Annotated in this window: 16 protein-coding genes; 15 read left to right on the forward strand and 1 reads right to left on the reverse strand. The window is 37.6% G+C overall.

Annotated features, from left to right (window positions below; all coding sequences use genetic code 11):
• Positions 1 to 46 precede the first annotated feature (46 nt).
• From LEUM_RS03400 to LEUM_RS03420, 5 genes are all read left to right on the forward strand, one after another.
• Positions 47 to 1018: a ribose-phosphate diphosphokinase gene (locus LEUM_RS03400; protein ID WP_011679493.1), complete on the forward strand. Its 972-nt coding sequence runs from the start codon at positions 47 to 49 to the stop codon at positions 1016 to 1018.
• Positions 1015 to 1905 (forward strand): SGNH/GDSL hydrolase family protein, encoded by an 891-nt coding sequence (locus tag LEUM_RS03405; protein ID WP_011679494.1) that lies wholly within the window; start codon positions 1015 to 1017, stop codon positions 1903 to 1905. Before LEUM_RS03400 ends, LEUM_RS03405 begins: the two co-directional genes overlap by 4 nt.
• A 1-nt stretch (position 1906) precedes the next feature.
• Positions 1907 to 2899 carry an aldo/keto reductase gene (locus LEUM_RS03410; RefSeq protein WP_011679495.1) on the forward strand — a complete coding sequence of 331 codons (993 nt, stop codon included), beginning with the start codon at positions 1907 to 1909 and terminating at the stop codon, positions 2897 to 2899.
• Positions 2900 to 3119: 220 nt separating this feature from the next.
• Positions 3120 to 4364, forward strand: a complete 1245-nt coding sequence (purD, locus tag LEUM_RS03415) for a phosphoribosylamine--glycine ligase (protein ID WP_011679496.1) — start codon at positions 3120 to 3122, stop codon at positions 4362 to 4364.
• A gap of 12 nt (positions 4365 to 4376) precedes the next feature.
• Positions 4377 to 6041, forward strand: a complete 1665-nt coding sequence (locus LEUM_RS03420; protein ID WP_011679497.1) for a formate--tetrahydrofolate ligase — start codon at positions 4377 to 4379, stop codon at positions 6039 to 6041.
• Positions 6042 to 6072: 31 nt separating this feature from the next.
• Here the strand turns inward: LEUM_RS03420 and LEUM_RS03425 are convergent, their stop codons facing one another.
• Positions 6073 to 6948, reverse strand: a complete 876-nt coding sequence (locus tag LEUM_RS03425) for a cation diffusion facilitator family transporter (protein ID WP_011679498.1) — start codon at positions 6946 to 6948, stop codon at positions 6073 to 6075.
• A 175-nt stretch (positions 6949 to 7123) separates the two neighbouring features.
• Between LEUM_RS03425 and LEUM_RS03430 the strand changes: the two genes are divergently transcribed.
• The 10 genes from LEUM_RS03430 (at position 7124) to polA (ending at position 17255) form a co-directional block, all read left to right on the forward strand.
• The gene (locus LEUM_RS03430) at positions 7124 to 7348 is read left to right on the forward strand and encodes a cold-shock protein (protein ID WP_004164295.1); all 225 of its coding nucleotides are present in this window, start codon (positions 7124 to 7126) and stop codon (positions 7346 to 7348) included.
• On the forward strand, positions 7348 to 7902 hold the full coding sequence (locus tag LEUM_RS03435) for an NUDIX hydrolase (protein ID WP_011679499.1): 555 nt from the start codon (positions 7348 to 7350) through the stop codon (positions 7900 to 7902). The genes LEUM_RS03430 and LEUM_RS03435 overlap by 1 nt, the downstream gene beginning before the upstream one ends.
• A gap of 3 nt (positions 7903 to 7905) precedes the next feature.
• Complete coding sequence (locus tag LEUM_RS03440) at positions 7906 to 8199, forward strand: hypothetical protein (protein ID WP_004164293.1); 294 nt, start codon at positions 7906 to 7908, stop codon at positions 8197 to 8199.
• Between the two features lie 17 nt (positions 8200 to 8216).
• Positions 8217 to 8891, forward strand: a complete 675-nt coding sequence (locus LEUM_RS03445; RefSeq protein ID WP_011679500.1) for a 5'-methylthioadenosine/adenosylhomocysteine nucleosidase — start codon at positions 8217 to 8219, stop codon at positions 8889 to 8891.
• 145 nt (positions 8892 to 9036) lie between these two features.
• The gene (gene ytpR / locus LEUM_RS03450; RefSeq protein WP_011679501.1) at positions 9037 to 9693 is read left to right on the forward strand and encodes a YtpR family tRNA-binding protein; all 657 of its coding nucleotides are present in this window, start codon (positions 9037 to 9039) and stop codon (positions 9691 to 9693) included.
• Positions 9694 to 9890: 197 nt separating this feature from the next.
• Positions 9891 to 11225: a UDP-N-acetylmuramate--L-alanine ligase gene (gene murC, locus LEUM_RS03455; protein WP_004164289.1), complete on the forward strand. Its 1335-nt coding sequence runs from the start codon at positions 9891 to 9893 to the stop codon at positions 11223 to 11225.
• 71 nt (positions 11226 to 11296) lie between these two features.
• The gene (locus LEUM_RS03460) at positions 11297 to 12016 is read left to right on the forward strand and encodes a Bax inhibitor-1/YccA family protein (RefSeq protein WP_011679503.1); all 720 of its coding nucleotides are present in this window, start codon (positions 11297 to 11299) and stop codon (positions 12014 to 12016) included.
• A gap of 137 nt (positions 12017 to 12153) precedes the next feature.
• The gene (locus LEUM_RS03465; RefSeq protein ID WP_011679504.1) at positions 12154 to 12549 is read left to right on the forward strand and encodes a DUF1093 domain-containing protein; all 396 of its coding nucleotides are present in this window, start codon (positions 12154 to 12156) and stop codon (positions 12547 to 12549) included.
• 241 nt (positions 12550 to 12790) lie between these two features.
• Positions 12791 to 14368 (forward strand): glycoside hydrolase family 32 protein, encoded by a 1578-nt coding sequence (locus tag LEUM_RS03470; RefSeq protein ID WP_011679505.1) that lies wholly within the window; start codon positions 12791 to 12793, stop codon positions 14366 to 14368.
• Between the two features lie 205 nt (positions 14369 to 14573).
• Positions 14574 to 17255, forward strand: a complete 2682-nt coding sequence (polA, locus tag LEUM_RS03475; protein WP_011679506.1) for a DNA polymerase I — start codon at positions 14574 to 14576, stop codon at positions 17253 to 17255.
• Positions 17256 to 17288: the final 33 nt, after the last annotated feature.

Genomic DNA, 17288 nt, shown 5'->3' on the forward strand with positions numbered 1-17288 from the left:
TTTTCATATAGTATAATGTATAATATAATAATGAATGGAGAACTTTATGACACCAGCATATGAGCTATTTAACCTTGGCAGTAATGATGAACTGGCAGGTGAAATATCAACAATTTTAGGTGTACCATTAGCCCCAATTGATATCAAAACATTTGCTGATAATGAAATATATGAGCGAATTGAAAATACTGTTCGTGGTCGGAATGTGTATGTCATTCAAGGAATTACGGCGCCGGTGAATGATAATTTCATGAAATTGATGATTTTTATTGATGCAGCACGTCGTGCTTCTGCCAATTCAATCAACGTCATTATTCCCTATTTCGGTTATGCACGTTCAGACCGAAAAGCCCGTTCTCGAGAACCTATTTCAGCACGTATGATTGCCAATATGTTGGAGTCGCAGGGCGTAAAACGGGTCATGACGATGGATTTACATGCGGATCAGGTTCAAGGATTCTTTGATATTCCTGTAGATCATTTGCTAGCCATGCCGGCTTTGGGGCATTACTTTTATGCTAATGATTTGTTAGGGGATGATTTAGTTGTTGTTGCGCCGGATCATTCTAGTGTTGCTCGTGCACGCAAGTTTGCCAAACTTTTACATGCAGATTGGGCACTAGTTGACCGACGTGTTGATAGCGTTCGCCCAAATACACCATATCAAATTACTGGTAATGTGGCTGGTAAACGTGCTATTTTAATCGATGATATCATTGATACAGGAACAAGTATGGTCCTTGCCAGTGAAGCAGCTGCTAATGCAGGTGCGATTGAAATTTATGCTGTTGCTACGCACGCTGTGTTGTCAGATAACGCGGTTGATCATCTTGAAAAAGCACCAATTGATCATGTTGTTGTAGCAAATACTGTTGAAATAGCCGAACATAAAAACATGAGTAAGCTGAAAGTATTGTCTGTGGCCGAATCATTTGCTGAAGCAATCAGACGCATCAATGTGTTTGAAAGTATTGAGGATGTGCTGAAAAGCCCAGACAATTTGGACGTAATGTTATGAAAATAGTGGATCTAGAATCTTTTTTATCTCCTGAATGGGGAAAAACAAGTAATGGATTTGTTACAACTCAATTTGGCGCAGCGTTGGAATTTATGGTTCAAGGTGCGCAAGAAGTCACTTTAAAGTTTGCAAAAAAATACGAGGGTCTATCGCTGGTATTGTCTCTTAACGGAGAAAATTGGCATGAAATTAACGTTGAAAATAATGTACTCAAATTATCAGTAACTGACGGACACTATATTTTGTTGGTACGGTCTATTTCTGGTAATCAAATGACGCTATGGACTAATCCAATCACATTAGTTTCGGGTCAAATTGATTCTGGAGAGCTAGCCCCAATTGCAACCGATGTAAATTACATTACATTTATTGGTGATTCCATTACTGCTGGTGAGGAAATGATCGAACATGAGCCGCATCCAGAGCTCAGTTATCCTGAATTGATTGCTGAAATGCTCCATAAGCCACTAGCTCGGATTGGCTATGGTGGTTCAGGTTTAACGCCGAGTGCTCCTTTTCAGGAACCAACGGCTGTCGAGGCATTGTGGCACGTTGCTCCGAATGTTGAGCGCCCTAGGGCATCTTCTGATTTAGTAATTGTCAATTATGGCACAAACGACTATAATTATGGTGCAACGGTGCAAGATTTTTGTTTTGGGTTACGGGTGTACTTGCTTGAGCTAATTAAACGTTTCCATGATGCCAAGATAGTGCTCCTAGTGCCTTTCAACGGTGCGTTTAAAAAAGTTTTTGAGCAAGAGATAAAACGCTTCGATTGTTTTGTTTTATTGGATACTACGCCGTGGAAAATTTCGCCACAACAAGTGCATCCGAATATTTTGGAGCACGAGCGCGTGGCAAAACTACTTTTAGGAGGATTGATTTAAAATGGTATATGCAGCAGATGAACAACGTTACGAAAAGTTACCTTATCGCCGAGTTAGTGATTCTGGTCTTATTTTACCGGCAGTTTCGTTTGGATTGTGGCGTAATTTAGGTGATCAAATGCCACTTGAAAATTCTAGAAATGTGATTTTAAAAGCGTTTGATAGTGGTATCTTTAGTTTTGATAACGCATCAAATTATGGGCCAAGCAATGGCACAGCCGAAGTGACATTTGGAAATGTTTATCGTAATGATTTAAAACCTTATCGTGATGAATTGGTGATTACGACGAAAGCCGGTTATCATATGTGGCCTGGACCATTAGGCGAATTTTCTGGCAAGAAAACATTAGTTGCCGCGCTGGATTTGAGCTTACAACGGATGGGACTAGATTATGTTGATATCTTTTATGCACACCGTTGGGATCCAAACACACGTTTAGAGGAAACTGCTCGTGCGTTAGACTTGATTGTAAAACAGGGTAAGGCGCTTTATGTTGGTGTTTCGAACTACACTGCCGAGCAAACAAAAGCAATCACTAAAATATTCGATGAACTTGGTACACCATTTATTGGTAACCAAGTATCTTATAACATGTTGAACCGCACAGCTGAAAAGGATGGTCTTTTGGATGTCTTGGATCAAAATCATGCGGGTCTTGTAGCCTATGGACCACTTGCTGAAGGCTTATTGACTGATCGTTATCTGAAAGAAATTCCTGCTGATTATCCAATCCATCCAACAAACCAATTCTTATTTAAGAACGGTAAGGATGCCTTAATTGCCAAGCTAAATGCTTTAAATGCAATTGCGCAAGGCCGTGGACAAAAATTGTCACAAATGGCGCTAGCTTGGTTATTAAAGGATGAACGCGTTGCAACAGTCGTCATTGGTGCAAGTAAGGTTGAACATTTAGTTGACAACTTAAAGTTTTCCGATAATTTAGATTTCTCTGCGGCTGAACTTAAAGAGATCCAAGCTATTTTAGACAAATAAATACTGAATATATCAGGAATCAGTTTTGTACTGGTTCTTTTTTGTTGTCCAAAAAGAAACCGTTTACAATCCAAACGTTCGACAAATTTTGTCAGATCGTGAAAATACCTATCAAAAAACGAACTATATCTTTATTTATTATAAAAATATAATTTAAAAACATACAAAATGGTCAATATAATTGTTAAACTATAGTTATTAACAAACAAAGAGGCCAGTCATGACAAAAGTTTTGATTATCGGTTCTGGTGCACGTGAGCATGCGCTAGCACAGACATTTTTAAAAAGTCCACAAGTAGATGAAGTCATTGTTACACCCGGAAATGATGGGATGACAGATGACCATTTACGACGAGTTGAGATTCCAGTGACTAATTTAATTGAACTAAGGGATTTCGCAAACCAAGAACACGTTGATCTAACGTTTGTTGGCAATGAAGAGCCGTTGACACTAGGTATCGTTGACGTATTCACAGAAGCCTCCTTAAAAATATTTGGTCCAACAAAAAAAGCAGCTCAACTTGAAGGTTCTAAATCATTTACGAAGAACATTCTTCAAAAGTACAATATTCCAACTGCGCAATCAATAACCGTAACTTCTTTTAATGAAGCGAATCAAGCTATTGCAAAATTTGGTTTTCCAATTGTTTTTAAGCTAGATGGATTGGCTTTGGGCAAAGGGGTCACTATTATTGAAAATGCCGCTGATGCTCAAGTTTATTTGGAAAAGTTATACACGCAAAATGTTGATGTCAAATTGGTTATTGAGGAATATCTGAAAGGAGTCGAGTTTTCTGTATTTACATTAGTGGGTCAAAACGGTGCAATGACTCATGCACCTTTAGCACAAGACCATAAACGTCGTTTTGATGGTGATGAAGGACCTAACACCGGTGGAATGGGGGCTTATAGCCCAGTGAAATGGATTTCAGATCAAATTCGTCAGGAAACTATTGAAACTTTAGTTAATCCAACAGTGAAAGCAATGGTTGAAGAGCACGCGTCATTTACTGGTGTCTTATATACAGGCGTCATGTTAACTGAAGAAGGTCCTAAAGTCATTGAATTCAATGTACGCTTTGGTGACCCTGAGGCACAAGTAGTATTACCTCAATTTGAGGGTGATTTTTATCAATTAATTTTGCAGCTATTGTCAGGTGAAAAACCAGCGTCACATTGGCAAGAGGAAGAAGTGTATGTTGGGGTTGTTCTAGCAGCGAAGGGTTATCCTGAACGTCCTCAAAAAGGAGCAATCGTTCCTCAAATCCCATTAGTGACTAATTATGCTGGCGTCAAATTGGCGAACACGGTGTTGCATGCAAATGGCGGGCGTGTAGCCACTGTTATTGCTCATGACAAAAATGTGAAATTGGCACAAGAAAAAGTTTATAATGTATTAGATAAGACACCGATGGATTTACAATATCGTCACGATATTGCTTATCAAGCTGTTCAAAAATTATAAAGGGAAACAAACATGCAAACAGATATTGAAATTGCCCAATCCGTTGAAATAAAACCAATTACCAAAATTGCTACTACTGCAGGGCTGCAGGCTAATGAAATTGAACCCTATGGATACGACAAAGCAAAAATTAATTTGGATCCATCTATCGTTCGTAAGCAAGAATTGGGTAAGTTGATTTTGGTTACGTCAATTAATCCAACTCCCGCCGGCGAAGGAAAATCAACAGTAACGGTTGGTTTGGCTGATGCGCTAAATTTGGCCGATAAAAAGACGATGATTGCGCTACGTGAACCCTCCTTGGGGCCTGTGATGGGGCTTAAAGGTGGCGCAACTGGTGGTGGCTTTGCACAAGTCGTTCCAATGGCTGATATTAATTTACATTTTACTGGAGACTTCCATGCATTAACATCAGCTCATGATACACTTGCTGCATTACTAGATAATAGTATTCACCAAGGAAATCCATTAAATATTGATCCACGTCGTATTTTGTGGAAACGCGTAGTAGATATTAATGATCGTGAATTGCGTCATGTCACTGTCGGCTTAGGTGGACCAACTTCAGGTGTTCCGCGTGAAGATGGTTTTGACATTACTGTAGCTTCTGAATTGATGGCTATTTTAACACTCTCAACTGATTTAATGGATATGAAAGAGCGTATCAAGCGTATTGTTGTTGGTTATACCTACAGCAAAGAACCAGTGACTGTTGCTGATTTAGGTGTTGCTGGCGCCTTAACTGTTTTGTTGAAGGACGCTATCAAACCCAATCTTGTCCAAACACTGGCACACACACCGGCAATTATTCACGGTGGTCCATTTGCTAACATCGCTCAAGGAACTAACTCTATTTTGGCAACCAAAACGGCTCTGAAATTAGCAGATTATGTTGTAACGGAGGCGGGATTTGGTGCAGACTTGGGTGGCGAGAAGTTTCTAGATGTTAAGGTGCCGTTGCTTGGTAAAACGCCAGATACAATTGTTATTGTCGCTACCGTACGTGCTTTGAAACACCATGGTGGCGTTGCATTATCAAATTTGAATAATGAAGATGTCACTGCGCTCAGGAACGGCTTAGAAAATTTAGGTCAACACCTGACAGCGATGAATCGTTATGGCGTACCAGTGTTAGTAGCCATTAATCGCTTCACCTCGGATACGGAAGCAGAGTTACAGGTTATTAAAGACTACGTCCAACAATTTGGCGCAACAGCTTATACAACAGAAGTTTGGGCAAAAGGCGGTGCAGGGGCACAAGAGTTGGCTGCAGCTGTCATTAAAAAATCAGCTCAAGAAGCAGATTTTACACCACTATATCAAGCTGACGATTCAGCTATTGATAAACTAAATACTATCGTGCAAACAATATACGGTGGGACGGGTGTTGAATTATCAACTAAGGCGCAAAAACAATTACAAGATTTTAAAAAATATGGTTGGGACAAGTTACCAATTATTATGGCAAAAACGCAGTATTCATTTACAGATGATGCTAAAAAACTTGGGGCACCTAAAGATTTCAAAATTTATATCCGTGAATTCGTACCAAAACTTGGCGCTGGATTTTTAGTTGCATTAACGGGAAGCATCATGACAATGCCTGGATTACCAAAACATCCAGCGGCATTGGATATTGATATTGATGAGAATGGTACAATTACTGGTTTGTTTTAGACTAAAAAATGGCCTTTAGGCCATTTTTTTATTACTTATTTTCTGGCTCGACATGGATTTCAACGTCAAAAATTTGGTACGCTTCAAATAATTTTTTTTCAATAAGTTTTGTGATGGCATGACTTTCTGCCACAGTCAGTTGTGGGTTCATTGTTACGACAATATCCAGGGCAATGTTTTCACTATAAGATCGACCTCTTATCTCTTTTACAGCGATGACACCAGGAATTCTGTTAACTGTCAAACGATACTGATCCAGTGTATGCTGATCAAAACCATCTGAAAGCATAAACACACTGTTTTTAAAAATATCAACTGCCATGTTAAGGATTAATAGAGAAATAATGATTGCTACAGTAGCATCAAGCCATGAAAAATGAAATGAGGATGCGAGGATTGCCAACGTGGTGGCTATACTAGTAAAAATATCACTGAGGTTGTCCTTAGCAGCTGCAAGCAAAGCTGTGCTATGTACGTTTTTGGCCAACTTCTGGTTGTGAAAGTACAAAAAGCTAAGTAGGATGGCTGAAATAATGCCAACAATTGCGCTGAGGGGGCTAGGTGTGACTATTTGACCACTCAGGATATTTCTAAAAGCACTAAATAGAACTTGTAACGCAACGATTAACATAATTATTGAAGTAATCATGCTGGCGATGTTTTCTGATTTCCAGTGACCGTATTGGTGGTTTTTATCAGGTGGTCGGCGCGAAAAATGAAGCCCAATCAGCACCGTTAGTGACGCTAAAATGTCAGTTGAATTATTGAATCCATCAGCGATTAAGGCTTCCGAATGACCAATATTTCCAACTAGCAATTTCATAATAGTGATCAGACTATAGGCAGTAAGGCTGATAATAGCGCCACCTTCAGCGGCTTTAAGTTGTTCATAGCGTTTATTGAGCATTTTGGTACCTGCATATCAATGATAGATACATGTGCAAGAGTTCACTTTTATTATACAATGAAATACAGTTGTTCCACCAAATTTGACTTTCATTTTTGGTGGAGAATAAGCTCCTTTTAACGTTGTGCTTGAACCGTTTTAAACTAACAATATAAAGGTGTGTTATACTATATTTATGAAAACAGGAACAGTAAAAATTTGGCAAAAAGAACGTGGATATGGATACATTACACCCGATGAAGGTGGAGATGATGTCTTTGTTCATTTTAATGGTATTGATATGGATGGCTTTAAGTCATTGATTCAAGGCGAAAAAGTAGCGTACGTACTGGTACAAGGGTATAAGTCTTATCAAGCAGCCCAGGTTCGTCCACTTTCGGTTGAGGCAGCAGACGTTTAATGGTGGCATATCGTGAGACAGTAACATCGTCTAAGATAATTTATGAGGGGCCAATATTTAGCGTTGAAACGCAAGATGTTGATCTCTATAATGGAAAAAAAGCTAAAAGAGATATTGTTAGGCACGTGCCTGCAATTGGCGTTTTAGCTTTTGTTGATGATGAACATATTATTTTAGAGAAACAATGGCGTGCCACAATTAGCGATTTTATTTTGGAAATTCCCGCTGGAAAATTGGATCAACGTGATTTTGACGAACCTCATCATGCAGTTGAGCGTGAACTAAATGAAGAATTACGTATGGCAGCGGGTTCTATTGAAAAAGCGTTAGGTTTTGTTGAAACAGTTGGTTTTTCTGATGCTTATATGCATTTATATGTTGCGAGAAATTTAACACCCATTGAACAAGATCAACAATTACCACGCGATTTAGGGGAGACAATGGATTTAGTAACCATGTCTTTTAGTGAAGTGAAATCGTTGTTTGATTCAGGAAAATTAATTGATCAAAAAACTGTCACAGCCTTTTTGTATTGGAATTACTTGCGGGGTTAATTTATGGATAAAATGTCACGTAAAGCAGCCAAAAAAGAGCAAAAGGCGCGTGAAAAAGAACGTATCAAAGTTGAAAAAGACTACGCTAGAAAACATCCAACTCAAGTTGAAATTGTCCAGCCAGAAACTCGAGAAGAGATGCGGTTAACACGTAAAGGACGTTATGAATTAGGGTCAGATGGTAAGCTAACAGCGAAAGGCAAATCAAAACGCTTAACGCATCGTTACAATGTAATTATTATTGTTTTGATTTTATTAATTATTGCAACGTACGCTGCCTTTTTTTTAATTAACTAGTAAATTTGGAGAAAAAAATGAAAATAGGAATTATCACGCCAATGGCGGAGGAAAAGATTGCATTGTCTGCAATTCTTGAAAATACAGAAACAAGACAGCACGGCAGCACAACGATTACTTCAGGAACTTATAAAAATCATGAAGTAATGCTCACTGAGTCTGGTATTGGTAAAGTGGCTGCAGGTTCTGCTGCTACAGTGATGATTGATAATTTTAATCCTGATTTGATTGTTAACACTGGTTCTGCTGGTGCGTTAGACCCCGATTTAAAAATAGGGGATGAAGTTATTGGCACACGTATTGCGTATTCAGATGTTGATGTGACAGCATTCGGATATGCTTATGGTCAATTGCCAAACAAGCCCTTATATTACGAAGCTGATCCAGCAGTGGTTGCTGATTTTAAGAATTTGACAGCGGGCAAAGAAGGCTTAATTGTTTCTGGTGATCAATTTGTTCAAGATGATGGTAAAAAGAAAATTTTGTCCCATTTTCCAGAGGCATTAGTTGCTGAGATGGAAGCAGCAGCGGTAGCACAAGTTGCTACACAGTTTGGAACCCCATTTATTGTATTACGTGGTGTTTCCGATTTAGCTAATGGAGAATCTAATATTGTCTTTGATGATTTCGTAGTTGAAGCTGGTAAGGCTTCAGCCCAGTTATTAATCAATTATATGGATCAAAAGAACTAAGCCGACAGGCTTTTTTTTGTACTGTGAAGTCAGTGCAGTGCTAGATATAGCTGATTTCTGTGGTAGTTGGTATAGAGGTTAGTGTGCAAGCAAGTTAAGAATAATGTAAAATAGAAAATATATTAAATTTAAGGAATATAATAAAATGATTACTTCATATAACCAAAAATCTTGTGGGGACATACTTGTTGTTACACTTGCTCCTAACGCGGAAAAACAAATTGTGACTACTGTCGGAAACGTGACACGAATAAGTAATGCTGAAACAGGTCAGGCCACTGGGTTTAACATTGCTAATGTAGGTGCCGAATTAGGGATTATTGGAGAAAATGGTCAAATATTCTTAAACGAAGAGCAAATAAATATTCTTAACGCCAACATCAAATCAGCTGGATTTGATGAAATTATGAAGGTTTCACCTTCAAAACTTGTTATTGGTTTCGTTGAAAACCTTTCGAATCATCCAGATTCAGATCATTTACATATCACACAAACAAAAGTTAGTGACCAAAAAAGCCTTCAAATTGTCTCTGGATCGCCAAATATGAAAACAGGGATTAAAGTTGTGGTAGCTCAGCCTGGAACTATGATGCCTTCAGGCACCTTGATATGGGATGGTGCATTACGCGGTGTGCCATCTTCAGGGATGATTGTTTCTGGACGAGAGTTACATTTACCGGGCGCTCCTGAAAAACCAGGTGCCTTGGTTTTACCAAATGATTTTGGTGAAATTGGCGATGTGTTTGACTTCGAAAAGGGTGCAACGCTCTATACAGATGGATTAGTTGATACAAATTATTAAGACAGGGGAAGTACAGCTCGTGTTGATCAATTGATTAATGTAGCTGAAAGTGTTGATAAGATGGTAGATAAAATTAGAAACGCACCTCATGTTTATCGAATATTCAATGATGAAAGTACAAAGTATCGGAAATTGGTGTTTGAGTTGCGAAAAGGTGAGTTACAGTATTTCACGTTTGTGATGGAGATCGTAAAAAAATGAGTAAAAAATATTATTTTATTGGCATCAAAGGTACTGGAATGGGACCGTTAGCACAAATTTTGCATGACCAAGGAAATGAGGTGCTTGGTTCAGATATTGATACGTATACATATACGCAAGCTCCATTAGAGGCAGCAGGTATTAAAATATTAACATTTGATGCAAGAAATATAGATGCCAATCAAGATGCTATTTTTGTGAGGGGAAACGCTTTTAATAATGATCAAATTGAAGTGGCTCGGGCATTAGAAATTGGTGTAACCATGGTTTCGTATCCAGAAGCTGTTCAAGAACAAATATCACAAACTACATCCATAGCAGTTGCAGGAGCCCACGGCAAAACGTCCACAACCGGATTACTAGCTCACGTGTTGAAGAATATTGCCCCTACCTCATATCTTATCGGAGATGGTACAGGACGAGGCGTGCCTAACTCACAATTTTTTGTTGTTGAGGCAGATGAATATCGTCGTCATTTTAAAGATTATGCCCCGGATTATGCGATTTTAACAAATATTGATTTTGATCATCCTGATTATTATACTGGCATTGAAGATGTAACGTCTGCATTTGCTGATTTTGCTAATAATGTTAAAAAGGCTATTTTTGCTTGGGGTGATGATGAGCACTTGCGTTCTTTGAAACCCTCAGCAGATGTTTACTACTATGGCGTCAATCCAGAAAGAGATGATTTTGTAGCGACTAACATTCACAAATCAACTCAGGGGTCGCATTTTGACGTTGTTTTTCGTGGTAAAGACTTAGGCGAATTTGCTGTTCCTTTATTTGGGCAACATGGTATTTTAAATGCGTTAGCAGTGATTGCTGTATCTTATATGGAAGAGGTTGACCTTGATTTAATTCGTCAATATTTGCTGACCTATCAGGGGGTTAAACGTCGTTTTAGTGAAAAGCAAATTGCTGATATTACAGTGATTGATGATTATGCTCACCATCCAACAGAAATTACAGCGACATTAGACGCGGCACGCCAAAAGTATCCCAATAAAAAAATTATTGCCATTTTCCAACCGCATACTTTTTCACGCGTAATTGCGTATAAAGACGAATTTGCTAGCAGTTTAGAAGCGGCAGATCAAGTTTATCTAGCCAATATTTTTGGCTCTGCACGAGAACAAGCCGGAACGATTACTTCCAAGGACTTAGGATCTGAAATTAGTAAGTTTGGTGGCATCATTGAAGAAAACGACATGAGTCTGTTAATGCCATATGAAAATGCTGTAATGGTCTTTATGGGCGCTGGTGACATTGAAAAATATGAATTTGCTTATGAAAAGCTACTTGGCCAATTGAGAACAGACTTGACTTAATATCTATTTAATGTGATTTCTGTTATAATTGATATAACCAGAATTGTTTAGAATACTGGAGGTAAATAGTAATGGATAATTTTAATATGAACGCCCGTCGTGATGTGACGGGTGTAGATGAGGGAATGCGCGCATTCTTTAAACAGACATATAGCTTTATGGGTATAGCAGTTTTACTTACCGCAGTGACAGGCTTTATAGTACAAAACTTTTTTTTGGAACAAGTTGCTAAGTTGCTTGTAGGTAATGTTATTGGTCTTTTGGCACTGTTGGGTATTCAGATGTTGATTATAACGATGATTGGTCGTGCAACTTTTAAAAATCCTGCTCGTGCTTTTGGCTTGTTGATGGCTTTTGCAGTGGTTGAAGGCTTGACGCTTGGTGTCTTGTTAGCTGTTTATACAGGAGCTTCTGTGGTGATGGCTTTCGTTTCTGCATCCGCGGTTTTCGGTGGAATGGCAGCTTATGGTGTTTTCACAAAACGTGATTTGACGGGACTAGGTTCGATTTTGTTTGGTCTGTTAATTGGTTTGCTGATAGCATCAATTGCTAATATGTTTTTCTATAGTGGAATCGTTTCGCTATTGCTCTCATGGGCTAGTGTCGTTGTCTTTTCCTTATTTACAGCATATGATAATCAGAACTTGAAGGTAATGTATTCACAATTTGCTGGTCAAGCAGATACAACAGGACTTGCAGTAAATGGCGCCTTGAGATTATACCTAGACTTTGTCAATATTTTCTTCGCGCTGTTACGCATCTTCGGTGTTGTTAGTGGCTCACGCGACTAATGAAGAAGACCCATATGGGTCTTTTTTTTGTGAAAAAAATTTAGTTATAAACTAGAAACAAAAATTTTAATTTTAAAAAAATAATCACGTATAATGAAATAGTTGGTAAAATATGAAAATTATTGTTGAGGAATATTATGAATTTGAATCGGAGAAAAAGCATTATTTTGGTATCAATTATCTTGGTATTACTGGCTATTGTTTTTGTGCAAGCAGCACGTTATTATCATGATACATATGTAACAGAAGTCGGCTATGCCAAAGCACCTGCACATGTTCCTAAAAAAGAAAAAACTACAGATGATAACGGGAAGGTTATTGCTCATTCACATAGTTATATATACAAATTTCACTTTGTTACCAAAAAAGGTGAAAGAAAGACACTCAATTATGAATTAAGTGGTGAAAATGTAAGGCCATTGAAAAAGAATAGTTTTGTTAAAGCCGATATTAGTGATAAACGGGTAGTAGAAGGTCCATACATCATTAGTAAGTCAACAATTCCAGATAATATTATTTATAAGCTGAAATAATACTTTTGAACACTTTCACAAATACTGACTAGTATAGTCCATTGCTTTCAAAATGTTATCGTTTTAAAATATTGTATGTGCTTTTCAACTCTACCGAAAAATGCACACTCTTGAATGTGGGACCACATGTTTACCTATTGTGTGGCTCTTTTTTATTTAGTTAAAATGACTAACGTTTGACAAATAAAATGTTTCAGGTAAAATAAATCTTATGCGCAAATTTAAGGGAGAGAGTATTTTTATGACATTTACAAGACTACTAAGGGTAGCTGGAGCAGTATTTTCACTGTTTTTCATCAGCACTTCACCTGTGCTGGCGGGGACTGTGACATCAAATGAGTATCAACAATATTATCACCATAATATTGAGCAAGGGCTTATGAATGACGTACAAAGTATTTGGCAGGATTCATCGGGATACTACCATATTTACTATTTAGCTGATTTGAATTATAAGCATGATGACGATGGCACGGAATGGTATCATGTTAAGACAAAAGATTTCGTACATTACGAGAAACTAGGTATCGCTATTCCAAAGTTTCAGAATAAATGGGAAGCAGTTGCGACTGGATCAGTAATTAAAAACACGAATAAGTTCTTTTCTGATTTGCCAAAAAAAGCAATCATCGCTTATTTCACTAGTTATACACCAACGGGACAAAAACAATATGTGGCTTATTCTATCGATAATGGTGTGACCTATCAACCTTATTCTGACGGAGCTATTATGTCTGCATCATCTGCAAAAGCTCACTTTAGAGATCCATACGTCTTTTTCAATAAAGAAACGAAAAAAATGACGATGTATCTTGCTGAAGACGATAAAATTGGTGTTTATACTAGTGGCGATGGTAAAAACTTCAACTATGTAGGTGCTACACCATTGAACAGCGGTGCTTTAAATGGTAAGGATCTGGGATTGATTGAATGCCCAAATCTAAAAACAATGTGTGATACAACTACGGGGACAACTAAAACGGTGATGTTTTTCGGTGCTAATGGCTACAATTACGGTCAGACCAGTGGTTCTTATTATATGGTTGGGCACCTTGATGATAATGGTGTATTTGTTGCTGAACAGCAACCAAAGCGTGTTGATGATGGTTCAGATTATTATGCTAGTAACTATTTTCAAACATCGGATAACACGAATATATTGTCAATTGGTTGGTTAGGTAATTGGGGGTATTCATGTAAAAAAATAGTTGATGCGAATAATGAACAATCATATAAGTTGGGATCATTATCGTTAGCGCACCAATTGAATTTAACCAAAGTTAATGGTGAGTACACAATGGCATCTTCACTGGTTAAGCCCTATGATAGTTTGACAAAAACAGTTAAAGATACGATTAATACAAGTCAATTATCTAAAGATAACGATGGCTATTATCAACTATTGGATACCCAACGCTGGACAAGTCAAAACTTCTATTTACAAATGACAAATAAAAAGAAGGAAACTGTCTGTGGAAACATTCATTTGTCATTCAAGCAAAAGGATTCAACCGTTGACTTAAATTATAATGCAGATACCGGATATTACACGGTATCACGACAAACAAAAAATATCGCTGATAGTGATGCAAATACTGAATATAATAAAAAATTTGTCGAACAAAGCGGTGTCGTTAATCCAAATGTCTTCAAGCTACATGTATACACGGATAAAACAAGTGTTGAGTTTGAATTTGAAAATAGCGGACGTACTTATTCATTATTAAAGTATTCGACAGAAGAAAATTTATTATTTAATATTGAAACTGACAGTGAGAACGACTTGTTTTATTCGATGAGCAATATTGATAATAAATAATCTTTGCTAATTAGCAGCATTTTTAACTAAATAAAAAAGCACGTAGAACTTTTAGCTGGTGAATTTGGCTAAAAGTTTTTTATCTTTTTGACTAGTAACAACATAAAATACGTGCAAAAACTGGTTCATAAGAAATTACTATACTTAAGTGATATATCAACGTGTGTTACACTTAATATAGATAAATATAAGATGGGACATTAAGATGACCAATAAAAAACTATTACTTGTTGATGGTAATTCGCTGGCTTTTAGAGCTTTTTATGCGATGTACAATCAGTTAGATCGTATGATCTCGCATGAAGGATTGCATACAAATGCATTAGTGGCTTTTAATAACTTTTTAGATAAAATTGTAGATCCAATGGCTCCAGATTTAGCATTAGTGGCTTGGGATGCTGGTTCTGGAAAAGAAACGCATCGTGGGAAGTTATTTCCTGAATATAAGGATGGCCGTTCTAAAGTACCAGAGGAATTTAAAGAACAGTTTCCATATTTACGTGAAATGGTTATGTTGCATGGATTGCGGAATTATGAACAGGCTGGATTAGAAGCTGACGATATCATTGGAACTTATTCACGTATGGGTGAAGCAGCAGGATATTCTGTCATTATTGTAACTGGCGATCAAGATTTGACGCAATTAGCCACGGAAAACGTTACTGTAAACGTGACTAAAAAAGGTGTAACAGATATTGAAAGCTATACACCAGCTTATATAAAAGAAAAATTTGGGCTTACACCGGCTCAAATCATTGATAAGAAGGCGTTGACGGGCGATACATCTGATAATTACCCTGGTGTTACAAAGGTCGGTGAAAAGACAGCATTAAAACTTCTTGCCGAATATAATAACATTGATAATTTGTATGATAATATCGATAAACTGAAGCAGTCAAAAATGAAGGACAATTTGATCAATGATCGTGAATTAGCCTTCCAAGCACGTGAATTAGCTACAATTTTAACTGATGCTAACTTACCTTTACCGCTTGAAGAAATGGAATATAGAGGTGTCGATTTTGAGAAGATTATTCCATTCTATGAAAATTTGGATTTCAAACAACATTTAGCGAAAATAAAAGCATTACGTAAATCTGGGCAGCTTGAGAATACAAAAGAATTTGACAATGGTATAAATTTTGTCGAATTAAAAGAAAATAATTTAAGAGCAATTGCGATGCTAGGTGATAAGATATCAGTTCATATTGAATTTGTGGGTGATAATTATCACGAGGGTGAAATGATTGGTTTCGCTATTGGTAATCCAGAAGTTGGCTACTATGCTAGTCGTGACATCTCCTTGTTACAAACTGAAGAGTTGAAGTCGGTGATTGAGAATGAGCAGATTTTAAAAAATGTTTTTAATGTTAAAGCACAGCTTGTATTATTTAAGCGACTTGGTTTGGCACTTAAGGGCGTGAATTTTGATTTTATACTGGTTGCATATTTGCTTGATACGGTAGCTAATGATAATGTTTTGTCCACTTTGGCACAGCGTTTTGATGTTTATTTGGCACCTGATGAAGATATTTATGGTAAAGGCGCCAAATTCACTGTGCCAACCGATACCAATCTTTTATTGTCGCACGTTGCTCATAAAGCGGATGGACTTTTCAAATTAGAAAAACCAGCGTTCACAGAATTAAAGCAACACGAACAAACGCACCTATATACGGACATTGAGCTACCATTAGCGTTTGTTTTAGCTGATATGGAATATCAAGGGATTAAGGTCAATCCTGAATACTTACGAAATAAAGGCAAAGATTTATCCGAACGAATAGCTGATATTCAATCAGCCATCTATATTGAAGCTGGTGAAGAGTTTAATCTAAACTCACCAAAACAATTAGGGGTATTGTTGTTTGAAAAAATGGGTTTGCCTGTAATTAAAAAAACAAAGACAGGCTACTCAACGGCTGTGGATGTTTTAGAAAAACTAGCACCACAAGCGCCTATAGTTGACCATATTTTGCAGTATCGTCAGCTAGCGAAACTAAAATCAACTTACATTGACGGCCTGCTTTCAGTTATATATCCTAAGGACAGCAAGATTCACACACGATTTTTGCAGACTTTGACACAAACTGGTCGATTGTCATCAGTTGATCCTAATTTGCAGAATATTCCAATGCGTTCAGAAGAAGGGCGCTTAATCCGAACAGCATTTGTTCCTAGTCATCCGAATTGGCAAATATTTGGTGCCGATTATTCTCAAATTGAATTACGTGTTTTGGCCCATGTTACGGGTGATAAAAACATGCAAAAAGCCTTTCTAAATGGCGAAGATATCCATGCCGAAACAGCTCGAGCTGTCTTTGGCTTAGCCGATGATGCAGTAGTTGATCCACTTAAGCGTCGTACGGCTAAAGCTGTGAATTTTGGTATTGTGTATGGTATTTCGGATTATGGATTGGCTAATAATTTGGGGATTTCACGTGCCGAGGCGAAACGTTTTATTGATACTTATTTCCAAGAGTTCCCTCAAATTCATGAATGGATGAATACAATTAAGACTTTTGCACATGAACATGGTTATGTAGAAACAATTGCCCATAGGCGACGTTATTTGCCAGATATTCAAGCAAAGAACTTTAATTTAAGGTCATTCGCTGAACGCACTGCGATGAACTCGCCCATCCAAGGTTCAGCAGCAGATATTATCAAAATTGCGATGATAAAGGTTAACGAGGCTTTACGAGAGAATAATTTACAGGCGAGAATGTTGCTTCAAGTACACGATGAATTGATTTTTGAAACCCCCGTAGACGAAATTGATGAATTGACCGAAGTTGTTACGAATGTTATGGATTCAGCCGTTGCATTAGATGTACCATTGAAAGTTGATGCACATCATGGTGACACTTGGTACGATGCAAAGTAGGGATCACAAGAATTCAGGTGAGGACGGATTATT

The sequence above is a fragment of the Leuconostoc mesenteroides subsp. mesenteroides ATCC 8293 genome, from assembly GCF_000014445.1.
In the GTDB taxonomy this organism is placed as follows: domain Bacteria; phylum Bacillota; class Bacilli; order Lactobacillales; family Lactobacillaceae; genus Leuconostoc; species Leuconostoc mesenteroides.

Bases quoted from the DNA above. Each gene is read 5' to 3' on its own strand.
- LEUM_RS03400 (WP_011679493.1), top strand. From the start codon at position 47: ATGACACCAGCATATGAGCTATTTAACCTTGGCAGTAATGATGAACTG.
- LEUM_RS03405 (WP_011679494.1), top strand. From the start codon at position 1,015: ATGAAAATAGTGGATCTAGAATCTTTTTTATCTCCTGAATGGGGAAAA.
- LEUM_RS03410 (WP_011679495.1), top strand. From the start codon at position 1,907: ATGGTATATGCAGCAGATGAACAACGTTACGAAAAGTTACCTTATCGC.
- purD (WP_011679496.1), top strand. From the start codon at position 3,120: ATGACAAAAGTTTTGATTATCGGTTCTGGTGCACGTGAGCATGCGCTA.
- LEUM_RS03420 (WP_011679497.1), top strand. From the start codon at position 4,377: ATGCAAACAGATATTGAAATTGCCCAATCCGTTGAAATAAAACCAATT.
- LEUM_RS03425 (WP_011679498.1), bottom strand. From the start codon at position 6,948: ATGCTCAATAAACGCTATGAACAACTTAAAGCCGCTGAAGGTGGCGCT.
- LEUM_RS03430 (WP_004164295.1), top strand. From the start codon at position 7,124: ATGAAAACAGGAACAGTAAAAATTTGGCAAAAAGAACGTGGATATGGA.
- LEUM_RS03435 (WP_011679499.1), top strand. From the start codon at position 7,348: ATGGTGGCATATCGTGAGACAGTAACATCGTCTAAGATAATTTATGAG.
- LEUM_RS03440 (WP_004164293.1), top strand. From the start codon at position 7,906: ATGGATAAAATGTCACGTAAAGCAGCCAAAAAAGAGCAAAAGGCGCGT.
- LEUM_RS03445 (WP_011679500.1), top strand. From the start codon at position 8,217: ATGAAAATAGGAATTATCACGCCAATGGCGGAGGAAAAGATTGCATTG.
- ytpR (WP_011679501.1), top strand. From the start codon at position 9,037: ATGATTACTTCATATAACCAAAAATCTTGTGGGGACATACTTGTTGTT.
- murC (WP_004164289.1), top strand. From the start codon at position 9,891: ATGAGTAAAAAATATTATTTTATTGGCATCAAAGGTACTGGAATGGGA.
- LEUM_RS03460 (WP_011679503.1), top strand. From the start codon at position 11,297: ATGGATAATTTTAATATGAACGCCCGTCGTGATGTGACGGGTGTAGAT.
- LEUM_RS03465 (WP_011679504.1), top strand. From the start codon at position 12,154: ATGAATTTGAATCGGAGAAAAAGCATTATTTTGGTATCAATTATCTTG.
- LEUM_RS03470 (WP_011679505.1), top strand. From the start codon at position 12,791: ATGACATTTACAAGACTACTAAGGGTAGCTGGAGCAGTATTTTCACTG.
- polA (WP_011679506.1), top strand. From the start codon at position 14,574: ATGACCAATAAAAAACTATTACTTGTTGATGGTAATTCGCTGGCTTTT.